15 protein-coding genes are annotated in these 16,235 nt (G+C 74.5%); 9 read left to right on the forward strand and 6 right to left on the reverse strand.

Features of this window, described 5'->3' with window-relative positions; genetic code table 11:
- Positions 1 to 364 precede the first annotated feature (364 nt).
- Both ACZ6BG_RS31165 and ACZ6BG_RS31170 read left to right on the forward strand, forming a co-directional pair.
- The gene (locus tag ACZ6BG_RS31165) at positions 365 to 1,786 is read left to right on the forward strand and encodes an amidase (protein ID WP_469007572.1); all 1,422 of its coding nucleotides are present in this window, start codon (positions 365 to 367) and stop codon (positions 1,784 to 1,786) included.
- A 248-nt stretch (positions 1,787 to 2,034) separates the two neighbouring features.
- Positions 2,035 to 2,376, forward strand: coding sequence for a hypothetical protein (locus ACZ6BG_RS31170; RefSeq protein WP_469007573.1), 342 nt, complete (start codon positions 2,035 to 2,037; stop codon positions 2,374 to 2,376).
- 43 nt (positions 2,377 to 2,419) lie between these two features.
- On the opposite strand, the gene ACZ6BG_RS31175 is transcribed toward ACZ6BG_RS31170, so the two are convergent.
- A complete protein-coding gene (locus tag ACZ6BG_RS31175) occupies positions 2,420 to 3,268 on the reverse strand; it encodes a TIGR02452 family protein (RefSeq protein WP_469007574.1) in 849 nt (282 codons plus the stop codon).
- A 298-nt stretch (positions 3,269 to 3,566) separates the two neighbouring features.
- Here ACZ6BG_RS31175 and egtA point away from each other — a divergent pair, with 298 nt between their 5' ends.
- The 4 genes from egtA to egtD are packed head-to-tail and all read left to right on the forward strand — an operon-like array spanning position 3,567 to position 8,000.
- Positions 3,567 to 4,913: an ergothioneine biosynthesis glutamate--cysteine ligase EgtA gene (gene egtA / locus ACZ6BG_RS31180; protein ID WP_469007575.1), complete on the forward strand. Its 1,347-nt coding sequence runs from the start codon at positions 3,567 to 3,569 to the stop codon at positions 4,911 to 4,913.
- Positions 4,910 to 6,274 (forward strand): ergothioneine biosynthesis protein EgtB, encoded by a 1,365-nt coding sequence (gene egtB / locus ACZ6BG_RS31185; RefSeq protein WP_469007576.1) that lies wholly within the window; start codon positions 4,910 to 4,912, stop codon positions 6,272 to 6,274. The genes egtA and egtB overlap by 4 nt, the downstream gene beginning before the upstream one ends.
- Entirely contained in the window at positions 6,274 to 7,029 is a 756-nt protein-coding gene (gene egtC, locus ACZ6BG_RS31190; RefSeq protein WP_469007577.1) for an ergothioneine biosynthesis protein EgtC, read from the forward strand. Before egtB ends, egtC begins: the two co-directional genes overlap by 1 nt.
- The gene (gene egtD / locus ACZ6BG_RS31195; protein WP_469007578.1) at positions 7,026 to 8,000 is read left to right on the forward strand and encodes an L-histidine N(alpha)-methyltransferase; all 975 of its coding nucleotides are present in this window, start codon (positions 7,026 to 7,028) and stop codon (positions 7,998 to 8,000) included. The genes egtC and egtD overlap by 4 nt, the downstream gene beginning before the upstream one ends.
- Before the next feature lie 59 nt (positions 8,001 to 8,059).
- Here egtD and ACZ6BG_RS31200 read toward each other — a convergent pair whose 3' ends face one another.
- The gene (locus ACZ6BG_RS31200) at positions 8,060 to 9,337 is read right to left on the reverse strand and encodes an extracellular solute-binding protein (protein ID WP_469007579.1); all 1,278 of its coding nucleotides are present in this window, start codon (positions 9,335 to 9,337) and stop codon (positions 8,060 to 8,062) included.
- Positions 9,338 to 9,674: 337 nt separating this feature from the next.
- On the opposite strand from ACZ6BG_RS31200, the gene ACZ6BG_RS31205 reads away from it, so the two are divergent.
- Positions 9,675 to 9,890: a dodecin gene (locus ACZ6BG_RS31205; RefSeq protein WP_469007580.1), complete on the forward strand. Its 216-nt coding sequence runs from the start codon at positions 9,675 to 9,677 to the stop codon at positions 9,888 to 9,890.
- Positions 9,891 to 9,917: 27 nt separating this feature from the next.
- Here ACZ6BG_RS31205 and ACZ6BG_RS31210 read toward each other — a convergent pair whose 3' ends face one another.
- Positions 9,918 to 10,436 (reverse strand): phosphatase domain-containing protein, encoded by a 519-nt coding sequence (locus tag ACZ6BG_RS31210; protein WP_469007581.1) that lies wholly within the window; start codon positions 10,434 to 10,436, stop codon positions 9,918 to 9,920.
- A gap of 77 nt (positions 10,437 to 10,513) precedes the next feature.
- Here ACZ6BG_RS31210 and ACZ6BG_RS31215 point away from each other — a divergent pair, with 77 nt between their 5' ends.
- Complete coding sequence (locus tag ACZ6BG_RS31215) at positions 10,514 to 11,797, forward strand: styrene monooxygenase/indole monooxygenase family protein (protein WP_469007582.1); 1,284 nt, start codon at positions 10,514 to 10,516, stop codon at positions 11,795 to 11,797.
- Here ACZ6BG_RS31215 and ACZ6BG_RS31220 read toward each other — a convergent pair.
- Positions 11,787 to 12,056 (reverse strand): hypothetical protein, encoded by a 270-nt coding sequence (locus ACZ6BG_RS31220; RefSeq protein ID WP_469007583.1) that lies wholly within the window; start codon positions 12,054 to 12,056, stop codon positions 11,787 to 11,789. The genes ACZ6BG_RS31215 and ACZ6BG_RS31220 overlap by 11 nt on opposite strands.
- Positions 12,057 to 12,223: 167 nt before the next feature.
- Here ACZ6BG_RS31220 and ACZ6BG_RS31225 point away from each other — a divergent pair, with 167 nt between their 5' ends.
- Entirely contained in the window at positions 12,224 to 12,691 is a 468-nt protein-coding gene (locus ACZ6BG_RS31225) for a nitroreductase family deazaflavin-dependent oxidoreductase (RefSeq protein ID WP_469007692.1), read from the forward strand.
- A 27-nt stretch (positions 12,692 to 12,718) separates the two neighbouring features.
- On the opposite strand, the gene ACZ6BG_RS31230 is transcribed toward ACZ6BG_RS31225, so the two are convergent.
- A complete protein-coding gene (locus ACZ6BG_RS31230) occupies positions 12,719 to 15,757 on the reverse strand; it encodes a helix-turn-helix transcriptional regulator (RefSeq protein ID WP_469007584.1) in 3,039 nt (1,012 codons plus the stop codon).
- Between the two features lie 101 nt (positions 15,758 to 15,858).
- Positions 15,859 to 16,023: a hypothetical protein gene (locus ACZ6BG_RS31235; RefSeq protein ID WP_469007585.1), complete on the reverse strand. Its 165-nt coding sequence runs from the start codon at positions 16,021 to 16,023 to the stop codon at positions 15,859 to 15,861.
- Positions 16,024 to 16,235 lie beyond the last annotated feature (212 nt).

Below are 16,235 nucleotides of genomic sequence, written 5' to 3' on the forward strand. Positions count from 1 at the left end.
CCAGACGACCCCGGGGCGCACCCAGGCGGGCGCGGGGGCGCTGCCAGGCAGGCGGCGGGGCATGGCCGCGCACGCCGTCGTGCCTGGTCGCGCGGCACGTCACGCACGCCCGCGACGGCGCACGCACGGCTCCGCGGGGGCGTCGCACGCCTCCTCCGCGCGCCGCCACGAGGGCGGGGCACACCCGGTGAGCGGCGTGAACTCCCCCGTCCGGATACCGCGTTGGGCCGCCGGAGGCTACCGTTCGGTCACCTGCCCGCCCGGGCCGCCGACCGCCGGCCCCCTCCCCTGCCCTCTTGTACCCCGCATACCCACTGTCCTCCCCCGCCCCACGGCCGTGCCACCCCCTGGAAGGTGCCCCCACATGACCGCCGACCGTTCCGCGGGACTCGCGGAGACCGCCCGTGTGCTCGCCGAGGGCGGGGTGACCGCACGGGAGTTGACCGAGCGGGCGCTCGCCCGGATCGAGGCGGCGCAGCCCCGCCTCAACGCGTTCCGGGTGGTGCGCGCCGAGGCCGCGACGGCCGAAGCGGAGGCGTCCGACCGGGAGTTGGCGGCGGGCAAGCGGCTGCCGCTGCTCGGGGTGCCGGTGGCGGTGAAGGACGACACCGACGTGGCGGGCGAGCCCACCGCGTTCGGCTGCCCCGGGGACTTCCCGCCGAAGGCCGAGGACGCCGAGGCGGTGCGCAGGCTGCGGGCGGCGGGCGCGGTCATCGTCGGCAAGACCAACACGTGCGAGCTGGGGCAGTGGCCGTTCACGGAGGGTCCGGCCTTCGGCGACACCCGCAATCCGTGGCACACCGGGTACACGCCGGGCGGCTCGTCGGGCGGCTCGGCGGCCGCGGTCGCCGCGGGCCTGGTCCCGGCGGCCCTCGGCTCGGACGGCGCGGGCTCGGTGCGGATTCCGGCGGCGTGGACACACCTCGTCGGGATCAAGCCGCAGCGCGGCCGGATCTCGACGTGGCCGTGGCCGGAGGCCTTCAACGGCATCACCGTCAACGGCCCGCTGGCCCGGACCGTCGCCGACGCCGCCCTGCTCCTCGACGTGGCCAGCGGCAACCACGCGGACGACCTGCACCAGCCGCCCGCGATCCGCGCCGCCGAAGCGGCCACCCGCGAGCCGGGGCGGCTGCGGGTCGCCCTCTCGCTGGGCATGCCGTTCACGGCGACGCCGAAACGGCTGCACCCGCTGGTGCGCGGCAAGGTCGTGGCGCTCGCGGAGCGGCTCGCCGCGCTGGGCCACGACGTGTCCGAGGCCGACCCCCGCTACGGCCAGATCGGGCTCGCCTTCGTGCCCCGGGCCACGGCGGGCGTGGCGGACTGGGTGCGCCGGGTGCCGGACCCGTCGCTGCTCGACCCGCGCACCCGGGAGGCCGCCCGCCTGGGACGGCTGCTCGGTGGCGCGCCGCTGCGGCTCTCGCGGCGCGCGGAGGCGACGCTGCACCGCAGGGTCGGGGCGGTCTTCGACACGTACGACGTGGTGCTGGCGCCGACGACGGCGACCCCGCCCCCGCCCGTCGGCACCATGGCCGCGCTCAGCGGCTGGCGCACCGACCAGGCGATGATCGCGGCCTGCCCGTACGCGTGGCCGTGGAACGTGCTCGGCTGGCCCGGCGTGAACGTGCCCGCGGGCCGGGTCGCGGGCGGCCTGCCGGTCGGCGCCCAGCTCCTTGGCCCCGCGGGCAGCGAGCCCCTGCTGATCTCGCTGGCGGCGCAGTTGGAGGACGACCTGCGCTGGCACGAGGACTGGCCGACGCCGCTGGCCGACGCGCAGGCCGCGCCGTGAGGCCGTACGCACCGTAAGGCCGTACGCGCGGCACGCGCGGCGGCACGGGGAGGCCTCGCACGCCGCAAGGCTCCGGCGGCCCGGTGAGCCCGCGGCAGCCCGGTGAGCACGGCACACCCGGTGGCCGCAGCGCTCTCGGCGGGCACGGAACTCCCGGCGGACGCCACACGCCAAGCAGGCCCCAGTACCCCCTACCCCACGCCGAAAACCCCGTGCGGCCACCGCCCCGCCCGCCTACCGTCCAGAGCGTGCAGATCTACGAAATCCACATCCACGGTTGCGGCGGGACCGACGCCGCGCTCGCCCTCCAGGAGCCGCTCGCCCGGCTCCTGTGCCCCGTCGAGGACCACGACGGGCCCTGTGAGGTTCCGTGGGGCTTCACACTGGGTGACGCGCGGGGCGCGGACGACCCGGAGTGCCTCCTCGTCCTCGGCGTCTTCGCGAGCGCGGAGAAGGCCGCGGAGGTCTTGGAGCGGGTGCGGGCGTTCGTGGGCGAGGCGCACCCGGCGGTCCTCAGGGAGGCCGTCACGGACACCTTCGACGAGCTGGCGGAGCAGTACCGCATCGAGCAGGGTCAGGGGCAGGGCTGACGCGGGCACCCGCACGCCCCCCGGTCCCCACGGCCTCACGGCCTCAGCCCGAAGTCCGCCCCGTCACCCCCGCGGCCTCGAAGGCCCGCTCGAAGGCCCGGCGTGTCGTCTCGCCCCGCGTCCGGTCGAGGACCCCGAAGACCACGTGGTCGAAGTACCCGGCGAACCTGCCGCCCGCCCCCAGCGGCGCCCGGAACGCCTCGGCCACCTGCGCCGGATCGTTCTGGAACACCCCGCAGCCCCACGCGCCGAGCACGAGCCGCCGGTAGCCGCAGGCCGCGGCGGTCTCCAGAACGCGCTCGGCACGGGCGGCGAGCGCGGCGGGGAGCGCGGCGGCCCGCTCGGGCGCCGTGCGCCGCACCACTCCGGCGTTGGGCGCGGGCGAGGTGAGGAACCCGGGCGTGTACGCGTCTCCGAGGAGGTTGCCGCGGTCGTCGCGGAAGACGGGCACGGCGGGCGCGTGGATGACGCGGTCGCTGTAGAACGGGTCGCGGTGCGCGCGGTGGTGGTCGTAGAAGCCGCGCTGCTCCAGAAGGCAGGCGTACAGCGCGGAGGACCGGCAGAGCGCCTCCTCCTGCGCCTGCGCGCCGTTCAGGAAGCCGCCGCCCGGATTGCGGGCGGAGGCGAAGTTCAGGACGGCGACCGGGCCGCCGCCCGCGCCGTGCAGACGGTGGACGGCCTCCAGGCTGGACTCCCCCGTGACCTCGACGGTCGTCGTACCTGGCGGGCGCGGGGGCACCTCGACGGGGTCCGGGCCGTACAGCCGGGTCCCGGCCCGCGCGGCGGCCACCGCGGCCGCGAGCCGCACGCGCCGTCCGTCCGGCGCCGTGTACGCCCCGACGGCGACGATGTCCACCGTGTCCTGCGCGATCCCGCGCAGTCGCGCGCTCACCGGCGCCCCTCGCCGTGCGCCATCGTGCTCCACGTGCCACGCGCCACCATGCTCCGCGTGCCGTGCGCCGTGCTGTCCCCCATGCTGGACATGGCCCCGTCTCCGGTGTCCCCAGTGCCGTGTCCGCGTCCATACCCCGTGTCGAACATGAACAGATGGTGTGCCGTGCCTGTCGGCCGTCGCAACGGCATTTCCCGGCCACGAGGGCAGTCTTGTGCGAAATAGGTTCACGGTCTTGGGTGTTACGAGCGCTGCGCGGGCAGTCCGCCCGCGCGGGCCGAACAGGAGGATCCGCGACATGCCAGAGGGAGACTGTACGAAACGCCGAGCCCGCCTCGGCGAAGCCGTCACCGAGGCCGAGATAGAGGCCCTGGTGCGCGGCATCTGCTTCAAGACGGGCCCACCCGCCGTGACCGGTGTGGAGCTGGAATGGCTCCTGCACACACCGGACGCGCCCCGCACGCCCGTGTCGTCCGCCCGTGTCGAAGCCGCTCGCGCGGCACTGCGGACCAAGCCCCTGCACTCGACGGTCACCGTCGAACCCGGCGGCCAGCTTGAGCTCAGCTCGCTTCCCGCCTCGTCCCTGATGGAGTGCGTGTCAGCCGTATCGGCCGATCTGGCCGTCGTCCGCGACACGCTCCGCTCCCTGGACCTGACCCTCACCGGCCTCGGCGCCGATCCCTGGCGCGCGCCCGCGCGGATCCTGCACGAGCCGCGCTACGACGCGATGGAGAGCTGGTTCGACCGCACCGGCGAGGCAGGACGGCGCATGATGTGCTCCACGGCGTCCGTGCAGATCTGCCTCGACGCCGGGTACGAGGAGCCCGGGCCGCTGGGCTACGCGCGCCGCTGGCGCCTGGCCCATCTGCTCGGCCCCGTCCTGGTCGCCGCGTTCGCCAACTCCCCGCTGCAGGAGGGCCGCCGCACCGGCTGGCGCTCCACCCGGCAGGCGGTGTGGGCGGGCATCGACCCGGGCAGGTCGGGGGCGCCCACGCTCGACGAGGAGCCGCGGGCCGCGTGGACCCGGCACGCCCTGGACGCACCCGTGATGTGCGTGCGCGGCGAACCCTCCGACGAGGCGCCCTGGCTGGTCCCGGACGGCCTGAGCTTCCGGTCCTGGGCCCGCTCCGGCGCACCGCGCCCGCCCACCCGCGCCGACCTCGACTACCACCTCACCACGCTGTTCCCGCCGGTCAGACCGCGCGGCCACCTGGAGTTGCGGATGGTCGACGCGCAGCCCGGCGAGGACGGCTGGATCGTGCCGCTCGCGGTGACGAGCGCGCTGTTCGACGACGCGGGCGCCGCGGAGACGGCCTACCGCACCGTCAAGCCCCTGGCCGAGCGCGCGGGTGCCACCCCGCCGCCGCACAGCCCGCTGTGGCTGGACGCGGCGCGCCATGGCCTCGCCGACCCGGAGCTGCACGAGGCCGCCGCGGCCTGTTTCGCCGCCGCGCTCGACGCGCTGCCGAGGCTCGGCGCCGACAGCCACGTCCTGTCGGTCGTCGCGGCGCACGCCGACCGCTATGTGGCCCGCGGCCGCTGCCCCGCCGACGACCTGCTCGACGCGGCGCACCCGGACGGCGCGCACGGGGCCGACGCACCCATGGACGGGACCCCTCTCTTCGGGAAGGACGCACACCGATGACCGGTTCCACGACGGGACCCCAGCACGGCTCCCCGACCGACCCCGAGGCGCTGCGGACCCGCGCGCAGAGCGCGCTGCTCGCCGCGCGCGAGCGCACCGCGCTGCTGACCTCCTGCGTCGAGGACAGTGAACTCACCGCGCAGCACTCGCCGTTGATGTCCCCGCTGGTGTGGGATCTCGCGCACATCGGCAACCAGGAGGAGCAGTGGCTGCTGCGCGCGGTCGGCGGCCGCGAGGCGCTGCGGCCCGAGATCGACTCCCTGTACGACGCGTTCGAGCACCCTCGGGCGACCCGGCCCTCGCTGCCGCTGCTCGCCCCCGACGAGGCCCGCCGCTATGCCTCCGACGTGCGGGGCCGCGCGCTCGACGTGCTGGAGAGCACGCCGTTCCACGGTTCGCTGCTCACCGACGCGGGCTTCGCCTTCGGGATGATCGCGCAGCACGAACAGCAGCACGACGAGACGATGCTGATCACCCATCAGCTCCGCGCGGGCGCCCCCGCGCTCACCGCGCCGGACCCGGACCCGGCACCCCTGTTCACGGGTCCGCCCGAAGTCCTCGTGCCCGGCGGCCCGTTCATGATGGGCACGTCGGCGGAGCCGTGGGCGCTCGACAACGAACGCCCCGCGCACCGGCGCTTCGTACCGCCGTACTTCATCGACACCACTCCGGTCACCAACGCCGCGTACCAGCGTTTCATCGACGACGGCGGCTACGACGAGCCGCGCTGGTGGCACGAGCGGGGCTGGGAGGCGGTGCGCCGCAACAAGCTGACGGCGCCGCTGTTCTGGCGGCGCGAGGCGGGCCAGTGGCTGCGGCGCCGCTTCGGCGCCCTGGAGCCGGTGCCGGCCGACGAGCCGGTGCTGCACGTCAGCTGGTACGAGGCGGACGCGTACGCGCGCTGGGCCGGGCGGCGGCTTCCGACCGAGGCCGAGTGGGAGAAGGCCGCGCGCCACCACCCGGGCGAGGACCGGTCGCTGCGCTACCCCTGGGGCGACGCGGACCCGACGCCGGAGCGGGCGAACCTGGGCCAGCGGCATCTGCGCCCGGCGCCCGCGGGCAGCTATCCGCTGGGCGAGTCGCCGCTCGGCGTACGGCAGTTGATCGGCGACGTGTGGGAGTGGACGGCCAGCGACTTCCTGCCCTATCCGGGCTTCGCGGCCTTCCCCTACCGCGAGTACTCGGAAGTGTTCTTCGGCGGCGACTACAAGGTGCTGCGCGGCGGCGCCTTCTCCGTCGACGCGGTGGCGTGCCGGGGCACGTTCCGCAACTGGGACCATCCGGTGCGGCGGCAGATCTTCTCCGGCTTCCGCACGGCGCGCGACGTCACGGCCGCCGAGACCTCCGAGGGGGTTCTCTGATGTGCCGTCACCTCGCGTTCCTGGGCGCGCCCGAGGCGCTCGGCGCTCTGCTCGTGGAGCCCGCGCACAGCCTGTTCCGGCAGTCCTGGGCGCCGCGCAGGCAGCGGCACGGGACGGTCAACGCGGACGGTTTCGGCGTGGGCTGGTACGCGGACGGCGATCCGGTGCCGGCGCGCTACCGCAGGGCCGGGCCGATCTGGGGCGACCAGTCCTTCGCGGACCTGGGCCGGGTGGTGCGCTCCGGCGCGGTGCTCGCCGCGGTGCGGGACGCAACCGAGGCGGGCGCGGACGGGGAGGCCGCGGCGGCGCCGTTCGCCGCGGGGCCCTATCTGTTCAGCCACAACGGCGCGGTGTCGGGCTGGCCTGACTCGCTCGCCGCGGTCGCCACCACGCTGCCGCCCGCCGACCTGCTGGCCCTGGAGGCGCGCTGCGACTCGGCGCTGGTGTGGGCGCTGGTCCTGGAGCGGCTGCGGCGCGGCGACGAGGCGGCGCAGGCGCTCGGCGACGTCACCGTGGAGGTCGCGCGGGCGGCACCCGCCTCGCGTCTGAACCTGCTCCTCACCGACGGCGAGACCATCGCCGCGACGGCCTGGGGCGACACCCTCTGGTATCTGACCGGGCCGGGCCGCCGCACCGTCGTGGCCTCCGAGCCCTACGACGACGACCCGTCCTGGCGCGAGGTGCCCGACCGCACCCTGCTCGCCGCCACCAGCACCGACATCCTGCTGACCCCGCTCAAGGAGCCCACCGCGTGAGCCCGTTCCTGCTGACCCGCACCCTGCCCGAAGACGCCGCGGGCGCCGCACTGCGCGCCGACGTCCTGCACGGCCTCACGCGGACCCCGAAGTCGCTGCCGCCCAAGTGGTTCTACGACGCGCGCGGCAGCGCCCTGTTCGAGGAGATCACCACGCTGCCCGAGTACTACCCGACACGCGCCGAGCGGGAGATCCTCATCGCCCGGGCCGTCGAGATCGCCGCGGCGACGGGCGCGCGCACCCTCGTCGAGCTGGGCTCGGGCTCCTCCGAGAAGACCCGGCACCTGATCGACGCGATGCCCTCCCTGCACACCTACGTCCCGGTCGACGTCAGCGAGTCCGCGCTCACCGGCGCGGCCAACGCGCTGCTCGCCGAGCGGCCCGCGCTCGACGTGCACGCCCTCATCGCCGACTTCACCCGCGGCCTCGCGCTGCCCGGCACGCCGGGGCCGCGTCTGGTCGCGTTCCTCGGCGGCACCATCGGCAATCTGCTGCCCGCCGAGCGCGCCGCGTTCCTGACCTCGGTACGCGGCCTGCTGTCCCCCGGTGACGCGCTGCTCCTCGGCACGGACCTGGTCAAGGACGAGGGGGTGCTCGTCGCGGCGTACGACGACTCGACGGGCGTGACCGCCGCCTTCAACAAGAACGTCCTGCACGTCATCAACCGCGAGCTGGGCGCGGACTTCGAACCCGACGCGTTCGCCCACGTCGCCGTCTGGGACCGCGACCACGAGTGGATCGAGATGCGGCTGCGCTCCCGCACCGCCCAGACCGTGAAGGTCCCGGCGCTCGACCTCGCCGTGCACTTCGCGGAGGGCGAGGACCTGCGCACGGAGATCTCCGCGAAGTTCCGCGAGGAGGTGGTGAAGTCGGAACTGGCGGCGGCGGACCTGTCCCTGACCCACTGGTGGACGGACGAGCGGGCCCGCTTCGCGCTGTCGCTGAGCACGGTGTCCGGAGCGGAGGCCTGATGCCGGCCGCCCTGCCCACGGCGCCGCGTGGACAGGGCGGCGCGCCCGGATGGACGGCCTCAGGGCCCCGCGGGGTCCAGCGCCTTGGTGATCCGGCCGGACGCGGCCTTGGCCTCGACGGCCGGATCACCACCGGCGAGGACCTTGGACATGTACGCCTTGATGGGGTTGTCCGCCTCCACGGCCGCCCACGCGGGCGACTTGGGCGTGGCCCGCCCCCGCGCGGCGCCGACCGCCATCGCGGCGACCCCGGCCTCCCCGGACACGGCGGACGCCAGCGTCGTCTTGTTCGGTACGTAGTCCATCGTGCGGGCCAGGTCCTTCTGCCACTTGTCCCCGGCGAGGGCCTTCACCACCTCGACGGCGCCCTTGCGCTCGTCGGTGCCGTCCCGCACGACCAGGTCGGAGCCGCCGGTGAAGACGGCACCGGGCTTGCCCGCGGTCTTGCCGGGGATGGGGAAGTAGCCGAGCTTCCCCTTGAGCTCGGGGTTCTTCGCCTCGATGGCGCGCGCGGTGCCGGGCACGGCGATGATCTGCGCGACGTCGCCCTTGGCGAACACGCCGGACTGCGGCGGGTGCTCCTCGTCGGCGTCGGGCGGCCCGTCGCCGAGCGCCTGGAGCTGCTTGTAGAACTCCATGCCGCGCAGCGCCGCTGGCGTGTCGAGGGTGCCCCGCCAGGAGCCGGACTTCTCCCCCTTGGCCAGGTCGCCGCCCTCGTCCCAGATGAATCCGGCGAGCGTGTACCAGTCCTGGCCGGCCAGATAGAGCCCCTGGTTCCCGCCCGAGTCGAGCCGCCGGGTGTCCGCGAGCCACTGCTCGCGCGTCTTCGGCGGCTGCTCGATCCCGGCCCGCGCGAAGAGGTCCTTGTTGTAGATGACTACGCGGTTGGCGGCGTACCAGGGGATGCCGTACTGACCGCCGTCGTAGCGGCCGGGTTCGGCGAGGCCCGGCAGCCAGTCCTCCATGCCGAGGTCGCGCGCGGACTCCAGGGTGAGGTCCGCCAGGCCGCCCTGGTCGACGTACTGGGCGACCTGGGTGTTGCCGACCTCGATGACGTCCGGTCCGTCGTCGTCCTTCAGGGCGGCCTTGACCTTCTCGCCGATGCCGGTCCACTCCTGGACACGGATGTCCAGGTCGATGTCGCCGTGCTGCTTCTCGAAGTCCTCCGTGAAGCGCTTGACGAAGGCGTCCGACGCACTGCCCCGCATCAGCCACACCTGCACGGTGCTGCGGTCGTCCCCGCCGCCCCCGGGCAGATGGCCGCAGCCGGGCAGCAGGGCGGTGGAGGCGAGGGCCAGGGTGAGGGAGAGGGCGATGCGGAGGCGGCGGGGGTTCACGTCGGTCACTTTCTGCCTGCGGACAGGGCGGGGGAAGCCCGACGTGGGGAAGAGCTGAAGCTCGAACGGGTGTGCAGGATTTTGGTATGGACCAACCCGCAGGTCAAGGGGCGTGCGTCGATCCGTGACACTTCAGTGGACCCGTGGGCACGGATTCCCGGCACATCCGTCGCCGATCCCTCACACACTCCGGCCCCGTCGGCCGCCAACGGCCCGGGACTCGCCCCCGCACCGGCCGGCTGGTCCCCGCATCCCCCGCATCCGCCGACAGGCCCCCACCCGCCCCCGGCACTACGGTGGAGGGCACCGCAACGCCGCGGAGAGGAGAAGCCCGCCCATGTCCGACCACACCTACCGGGTCACCGAGATCGTCGGCACCTCGCACGAAGGCGTCGACCAGGCCATCCGCAACGGCATCGAACGCGCCTCACAGACCCTGCGCGGCCTGGACTGGTTCGAGGTCACGCAGGTGCGCGGCCATATCGAGGACGGACACATCCAGCACTACCAAGTCGGCCTGAAGGTCGGCTTCCGCCTGGAGGACTCGGCCTGAGCCACCGGGCCCCGACGCGGCCCGCCCTCACGTACGGCCTTGGCGCTCCTGCGCGTCCCGCAGTTCCGCGGACGTGCTGCCCCAGCGCGCCCGCACCACCGTGAACCCGGCCCGCTCGGCGTCGACGCACACCAACTCGTCGTCGTCCACGAGCATCCGGATCTCGCGGTCGCGGGCGAGGTCCCGCAGGGACTCCAGCTTGGTGCGGCGCGCGGGCCGCCGGTCGTGGTCGGGCCGCATCCGGATCGGCCCCGCAGGCAGCCCCTGCGCGGCCAGCCACGCCTCGGTGTCGGCGCGGCAGCGCTCGGGCCGACCGGTGAGGTAGACGATGTCGCACTCCACGGCGCTGTCCAGGGCGAGCCGCACCCCCTTCGGCAGCGGCGGGTCGTGCGGGGCGGCGGCGAAGAACGCCGCCCAGTCCCGCGGCCTGCGCTCCAGGAAGCGCTGGCGGTGCGCGGTGTCCGCGAGGGTGCCGTCGAGGTCGAACACGGCCAGGGGCCGCTCGGCCGCGGCGCTTTCGCGCTTCGGTCTGTTGTCGTGCGTCACGTCGTCAGCGTACGGAACGAACGCGGACGGCGGCCCGGGAGCCGGTGGCGCCCCTGGTGCCTGGGTACGACTGAACCGTGCCCGGCCGACGCGGCCGGAGCGGAACGGAGGACGAGGTGCGCGGGATCGCGATCGTGGGGGCGGGGCAGGCGGGCCTGCAGTTGGGCCTTGGGCTGCTGGCGGCCGGACGCCAGGTCACGCTGGTCGCCGAGCGGCGCCCGGAGGAGGTGCGGGGCGGCCGGGTCACCTCGACCCAGCTCATGTTCGGCCCGGCCCTGCGCATCGAGCGGGAGGCCGGGCTCGCGCTCTGGGACGACACCGCACCCGTGATGCCGGGGTTCGAACTCAGCCACTGGGAGCCGGAGGGGCGACCGGACGCGCCGGTGCACCGGTTCACCGCGCCGTTCGACGACGAGGTGCGCTCCGTGGACCAGCGGGTCAAGCTGGCCACGTGGCTCGAACTGTTCGAGGAGCGGGGCGGGCGCGTGGAGTACCGGTCCGTCGGCCCCGCCGACGTGGCCGGCCTCGCCTCCGCGCACGACCTGACCGTGCTCTCCACCGGGCGCGGGCAGCTCTCCGCGCTCTTCGGCCACGACACGTCCTGGCCGCTCCACGATCGGCCGCCCCGCACCCTCGCCTGCTTCTACGTGCACGGCGTCGCCCACGACGACTCCGACCCGGCCTCCGGGTACGTCCGGACGACCGGCGTGCCGCCCGCCGGTGACGTGATCATCATGCGGGCGCTCACGGTCAGCGGGCCCTGCGACATCGTGCTGTTCGAAGGGCGGTGGGGCGGGGCCTACGACTGCTGGGGCGACCGCCCCGGCGCCGCCGACGGCTGGCGGCGCGCCCTCGAACTGCTGCGTACGTACGCGCCCTGGGAGTACGCGCGCTTCCGCGACACCGAACCCACCGACCCCGGTGCGGCCCTGTACGGCGCGATCACCCCGACGGTCCGCCGCCCCGTGGCACACGTGGACGGCGACCGCCCCGTCCTCGGCATGGCCGACGCGCTCGCCGTCCACGACCCGATCACCGGCCAGGGCGCGAACAACGCCGCGCGGGCGGCGGCCAGTTACCTCGTCGCCGTCCTTGAGCGCGGCGAACTCCCCTTCGACGAGCGGTGGATGCGGGAGACCTTCGCCGCCTACTGGGAGAACGCCCGGCACACGCACGCCTTCACCGAGTTCATGCTGCGCGAACCGCAGCCCGAGCAGGTGCGGCTCGCCATCGAGACCGCCTTCGACCACCCGGAGGTCGCCCACCGGTTCGCCAACGGCTACGCCGACCCGTCGACGTACCGCGAGTGGCTGATGGACCCGGACGGCGCGGACGCCTATCTGGCCCGGTTCACCAGGTAGCCGACCTACCGCGTGGCACTCCGGTTCGGGGAGGGATCGGAGACGGGACGACGTCGCCCGCCGCGTTGCAGGGGACGGTCCAGGGCGCTCCGCAGCCCTCCTCATGGACCCGTACGCCCACGTCGGTGAGCTGTTTGCCGTCGGCGCCCCGGGCGTTGGCCGCGGTGCAGATGATCTGGCTGAGCCCGAGGCCGTCGTAGGCGGTCTGCTGCTGTTCCCTGCCCAGACAGCCTCCGAGCGCCCCACCGGCCGCCGTCATTGTTTGCCCATGCTCGGGGCAAGGAGCGCTCACAAAAACTTCGCGGACTGCCGCTTTGCCCCGCGGGAGACGGGAACGAAGGTGGGAGGCGAGTGCCTCGCCTCCCCGCGCGAGGCTCATGGTGAACGGCGCGACATCATCCGCACGTGACGACGGAGGGGACCGCGATGCCTCTTGAGGGCGAGTACGAGCCGAGTCCGGCGCAGTGGATCCGCGAACAGGTCGAGCTGTACGAGAGTTCGGGCGGTACGCGGGGCACCACGCTGTGGGACACGGGCCTGCCCGTCGTCATCGTCACCATGCGCGGCGCGCGGACCGGCAAGCTCCGCAAGGTCCCGCTCATGCGCGTGGAACACGAGGGGCGGTACGCGGCCGTGGGCTCCAAGGGCGGCTTCCCGCGCCACCCGGTCTGGTACTTCAACCTCAAGGCCGACCCGCGCGTGGAGCTCCAGGACGGGGCCGAACGCCAGGACATGACGGCCCGTGAGGTCACCGGGGACGAGAAGGCCGAGTGGTGGGAGCGCGCGGTCGCCGCGTTTCCGACGTACGCCGACTACCGGGAGAAGGCCGGCCGCACGATCCCTGTCTTCGTGCTGGACCCCGTGGACGTCGTGGGGCCGGACGGCCTCGCCTGACCCTGCTCGCGGAGCGCGAACGGAAGGTCATTCGTCGAAGACCCCCAGCCGGTGCGCGATGGCCGCGGCCTCCCCTCGGCCCGACGCGCCCAGCTTGGCCAGGATGTTGGAGACGTGCACACTCGCCGTCTTCGGCGAGATGAACAGCTCCTCCGCGATGAGCCGGTTGCTCCGCCCGGCGGCGACCAGCCGCAGCACGTCCCGCTCCCTGGCGGTCAGCCCCAGCGCCGCCGCCGGGGGCGGGGCCGCCTCCCCGCCGGCCTGCCGCAGCGGGATCCGAGCGCGGCCGGCCAGCGTGGCGATCTCCGCCTCCAGCGGCGCCGCGCCCAGCTCGCGCGCCACCGCCTCGGCCTGCCGCAGCAGCTCACCGGCCGCTTCCCGGGACCCGTTGCCGCCATGGGTGATCAGGGCCTCCGCGAGCCGCAGCCGGGCGGTGGCGAGGAGCACCGGGGCCTGTAGCTGCTCGGTGGCGGCCACGGCCTCCGTCCAGAGGGCGGTGGCATCGCCGCCCTCGGCCGTGCGCAGCTCGGCCTTGATCATCAGGGCCTGCGCGGCCCACAGCGGTACGAACTCGGGCTGGCCCCGCATCGCCTCGCGGATCCGCGCCACCGCCGCCTCGCGCCCCGGCTCGGCCACCGCCTGCCCGCGGGCCCGCGCCTCCGCCGCCGCGGCCTCGTACAGGAGCGGCCAGCCGTAGCGCTGGTGGCCGGACGGGATGGCATCGCCGACCGCCGTCTCGAGGAGGGAGCGGACGTCGAGGATCCGGCCGTCGGCGGCCGCGAGGGCGATGGTGACGCGGGCGACGGTCAGGGTGTGCTGCGGCTCCGGGTAGGGTCCTGTGGTCCAGCCGCCGGACTCCTCGATGAAGCGCAGGGTGTCGTCGTACGCGCCCCGGGCCAGGGCCAGTTCGGCCCGCTGCTCGGCGATCTGTCCCCAGGTGCGGGCGCTCACTCCGCGGCGGCCGAGGGCCCGGGCGAGCACCGCGTCGGCATCGGCCCACCGGCCGAGCTGGGTGAGGGACTCGGCGAGGTTGCCGTCGATGAACGAGGCGATGTCCGGCAGCCCGTGCCGCTCGGCCAGTGCCGTGCCCTCCTCGGCGACCTCGACGGCCTCACCGAAGCGGCCGATGCCGTGCAGCGCCGTGGACAGGTTGCCGTAGCCGCGCAGCACGACGTCCGTGTTGCCCGGCGCCAGCTCCCGTGCGCACACGTCGCGGGCCAGTTCGAGCCCCGCCTCCAGGTCGCCCGTGTCCATGATGAGCCAGGCCAGGGTGTGCTGCGCGGCGAGGCCCGTGGTCTCGGCGCCCGTCAACCGGCAGAGCTCCACCGCCTGTTGAGCGATGTCGAGCGCCGTCGGCCCCGGCTGGTGCACCGCGTACCAGTACGCCGCGTTCATCAGCACTTCGGCGTGTACGACCGACGGCGGCAGACCCTTCACCAGCTCCTGGGCGTGGGCGATCTCGTCCCAGCCGTCGGAGCGGGAAAGGGCGCGCATCAGCCGGTGGCGCTCGGTCCAGAACCAGGCCGCCCGAATGGGGTCCCCCTCGCCCGAGCGGGGTCGAGAGCGCCCGGAAGGGGCACCCTCCAGCTGGCGCAGCGCCCGCTTGCAGAGGGCCAGCGCCCGCTCCCGCTCCCCCGCGAGACGCGCGGCGACGGCGATCGCGGCGAGCAGGTCCACGAAGTCTCCGGGGACGTCCGAGGAGAAGGCCAGGCCAAGGCCGTCCTCGACGCCCTTCCGCATCGTCCGACGGCGCAAATCCTCGGGAGTGTCGTCCCACAACTCCAGCGCCCGCTCCAGTAGTTGGTGCTGCTCGGCGAACGCGTGCCGTCCCCGGGCGGCGGCCGCAGCGGCGATCACGGCGGGCAGCGCCCGAGCCGGGTCACGGGCGCCGAACCAGTACCCGGCGAGGCGTCCGGCCCGCTCCTCGGACCGTACGAGCGCGGGGTCGGCCTCCAGCGCCTCGGCGTAGCGGCGGCTCAGCCGGGAGCGCTCGCCGGGCAGCAGGTCACCGGTCACGGCCTCGCGCATCAGGGCGTGCCGGAAGCGGAAGGACTCACCTTCGTCGCAGGGCTGCAGGACGGCGGCGCCGACAGCGGTGCGCAGGGTCTCGATCAGCTCGTCCTCGGTGCGGCCCGTGACGGTGGCGAGGAGCGGGAACTCCACCGCGGAGCCGCCCTCGGCGGCGATCCGCACCACGCGCTGCACCTCGTCCGGCAGCGCCTCGACCCGGACCAGCAAGAGGTCCCGCAGGGAGTCGCTGATGCCGCCCGGGGAGCCTTCGAGGATGCTGCAGGCCAGCTCCTCGACGAAGAAGGCGTTGCCCTCGGAGCGGTCGAAGATCCGGTCGACGACCTGCTCGGCCGGGGCCTCGCCGCGGATGGCGGTGAGCTGGCGGCGGACCTCGGCGCGGTCGAAGCGGAGCAGTTCGAGGCGGGTGACGGTGTGCAGCCGCTCGTACTCGGCGAGGGCGGGGCGCAGCGGGTGGCGGCGGTGCAGGTCGTCGGTGCGGTACGTGGCGACGATGAGCATGCGGCTGTCGGTGAGGGCGCGCAGCAGATAGCTCAGCAGTTCGCGGGTGGAGCGGTCGGCCCAGTGCAGGTCCTCCAGGACGAGGACGAGGGTGCGGTCAGCGGCGAGGCGTTCGAGGAGGCGGACGGTGAGTTCGAAGAGCCGGGCGCGGCCGTCGGTCTCCAGGTGGCCCGCGGGCGCCGCCAAGGGTTCCCCCAGTTCGGGCAGCAGCCGGGCCAGCTCGCCCTCCTGTCCGGCGACGGCGTCGTCGAGCTCCGCGCCGAGCTGGCGGCGCAGGGAGCGCAGAGCGGCGGAGACGGGGTGGTACGGCAGGGCGTCGGCGCCGGTTTCCACGCAGCCGCCGAGCGCGACGACGGCTCCGTCCGCGGCGGCCCTGCCGAGGAACTCCTGGATCAGCCGGGTCTTGCCGACCCCGGCCTCGCCGCCCACGAAAAGGGCGCGGGGCTCCCCGGCGTTCGCCCGGGACAGGGCCTCGCCGAGGGCGGTCAGCTCGGCGCCACGGCCGACGAAGACGGGGCTGGTGTGCCTGTTCTGCATGGTGCTGAGCATCGCATGCCGTGCGAGAGGCGGGGCGACCGTTTCGACGTCGGCGGGGGCCGCGGCGGCCGGGTGCCCGGTCCCGCGATGCCCTTGCTCCGTCACGCGGTGCGGACGTAGTGCGTACGGCTGTCCGGGCCGGAGCCGCTGTCGGCGGCGGTACGGGCCGCCTTCGCGGCCGCCTCGGCCTCGCGGGCCAGGCGGCGCCGCGCGGCGCGGGACAGGATCTCGGCCTGCCGGGCGGTCTGGAACTCGTGATGCATCACGACGGCCTCCTTGAACGAGCTGGTCACTTGCTGTGCTTCCAGCGTCGTCACCAAGGTGGGGGCGCCACATCGGGAGGCTTGCGCATCCTGCCGTACGCGGGCTGCCTCAGGCCCGGGGCCGGACCACCTTAGGGCCTGTCCTGCGGACCCCGGGTGACTCATTGCCGACAGCGGATGGGCCTCGCCGAATGTGGGCGAGGCGGAACCCCTCC

This window comes from Streptomyces sp. NPDC041205 (assembly GCF_055591765.1).

Coding starts and splice junctions, on each gene's coding strand:
- ACZ6BG_RS31225 (WP_469007692.1), top strand. CDS start 12,224: ATGCCTCTTGAGGGCGAGTACGAGCCGAGTCCGGCGCAGTGGATCCGC.
- egtB (WP_469007576.1), top strand. CDS start 4,910: ATGACCGGTTCCACGACGGGACCCCAGCACGGCTCCCCGACCGACCCC.
- ACZ6BG_RS31230 (WP_469007584.1), bottom strand. CDS start 15,757: ATGCAGAACAGGCACACCAGCCCCGTCTTCGTCGGCCGTGGCGCCGAG.
- egtC (WP_469007577.1), top strand. CDS start 6,274: ATGTGCCGTCACCTCGCGTTCCTGGGCGCGCCCGAGGCGCTCGGCGCT.
- ACZ6BG_RS31205 (WP_469007580.1), top strand. CDS start 9,675: ATGTCCGACCACACCTACCGGGTCACCGAGATCGTCGGCACCTCGCAC.
- ACZ6BG_RS31220 (WP_469007583.1), bottom strand. CDS start 12,056: ATGACGGCGGCCGGTGGGGCGCTCGGAGGCTGTCTGGGCAGGGAACAG.
- ACZ6BG_RS31165 (WP_469007572.1), top strand. CDS start 365: ATGACCGCCGACCGTTCCGCGGGACTCGCGGAGACCGCCCGTGTGCTC.
- egtA (WP_469007575.1), top strand. CDS start 3,567: ATGCCAGAGGGAGACTGTACGAAACGCCGAGCCCGCCTCGGCGAAGCC.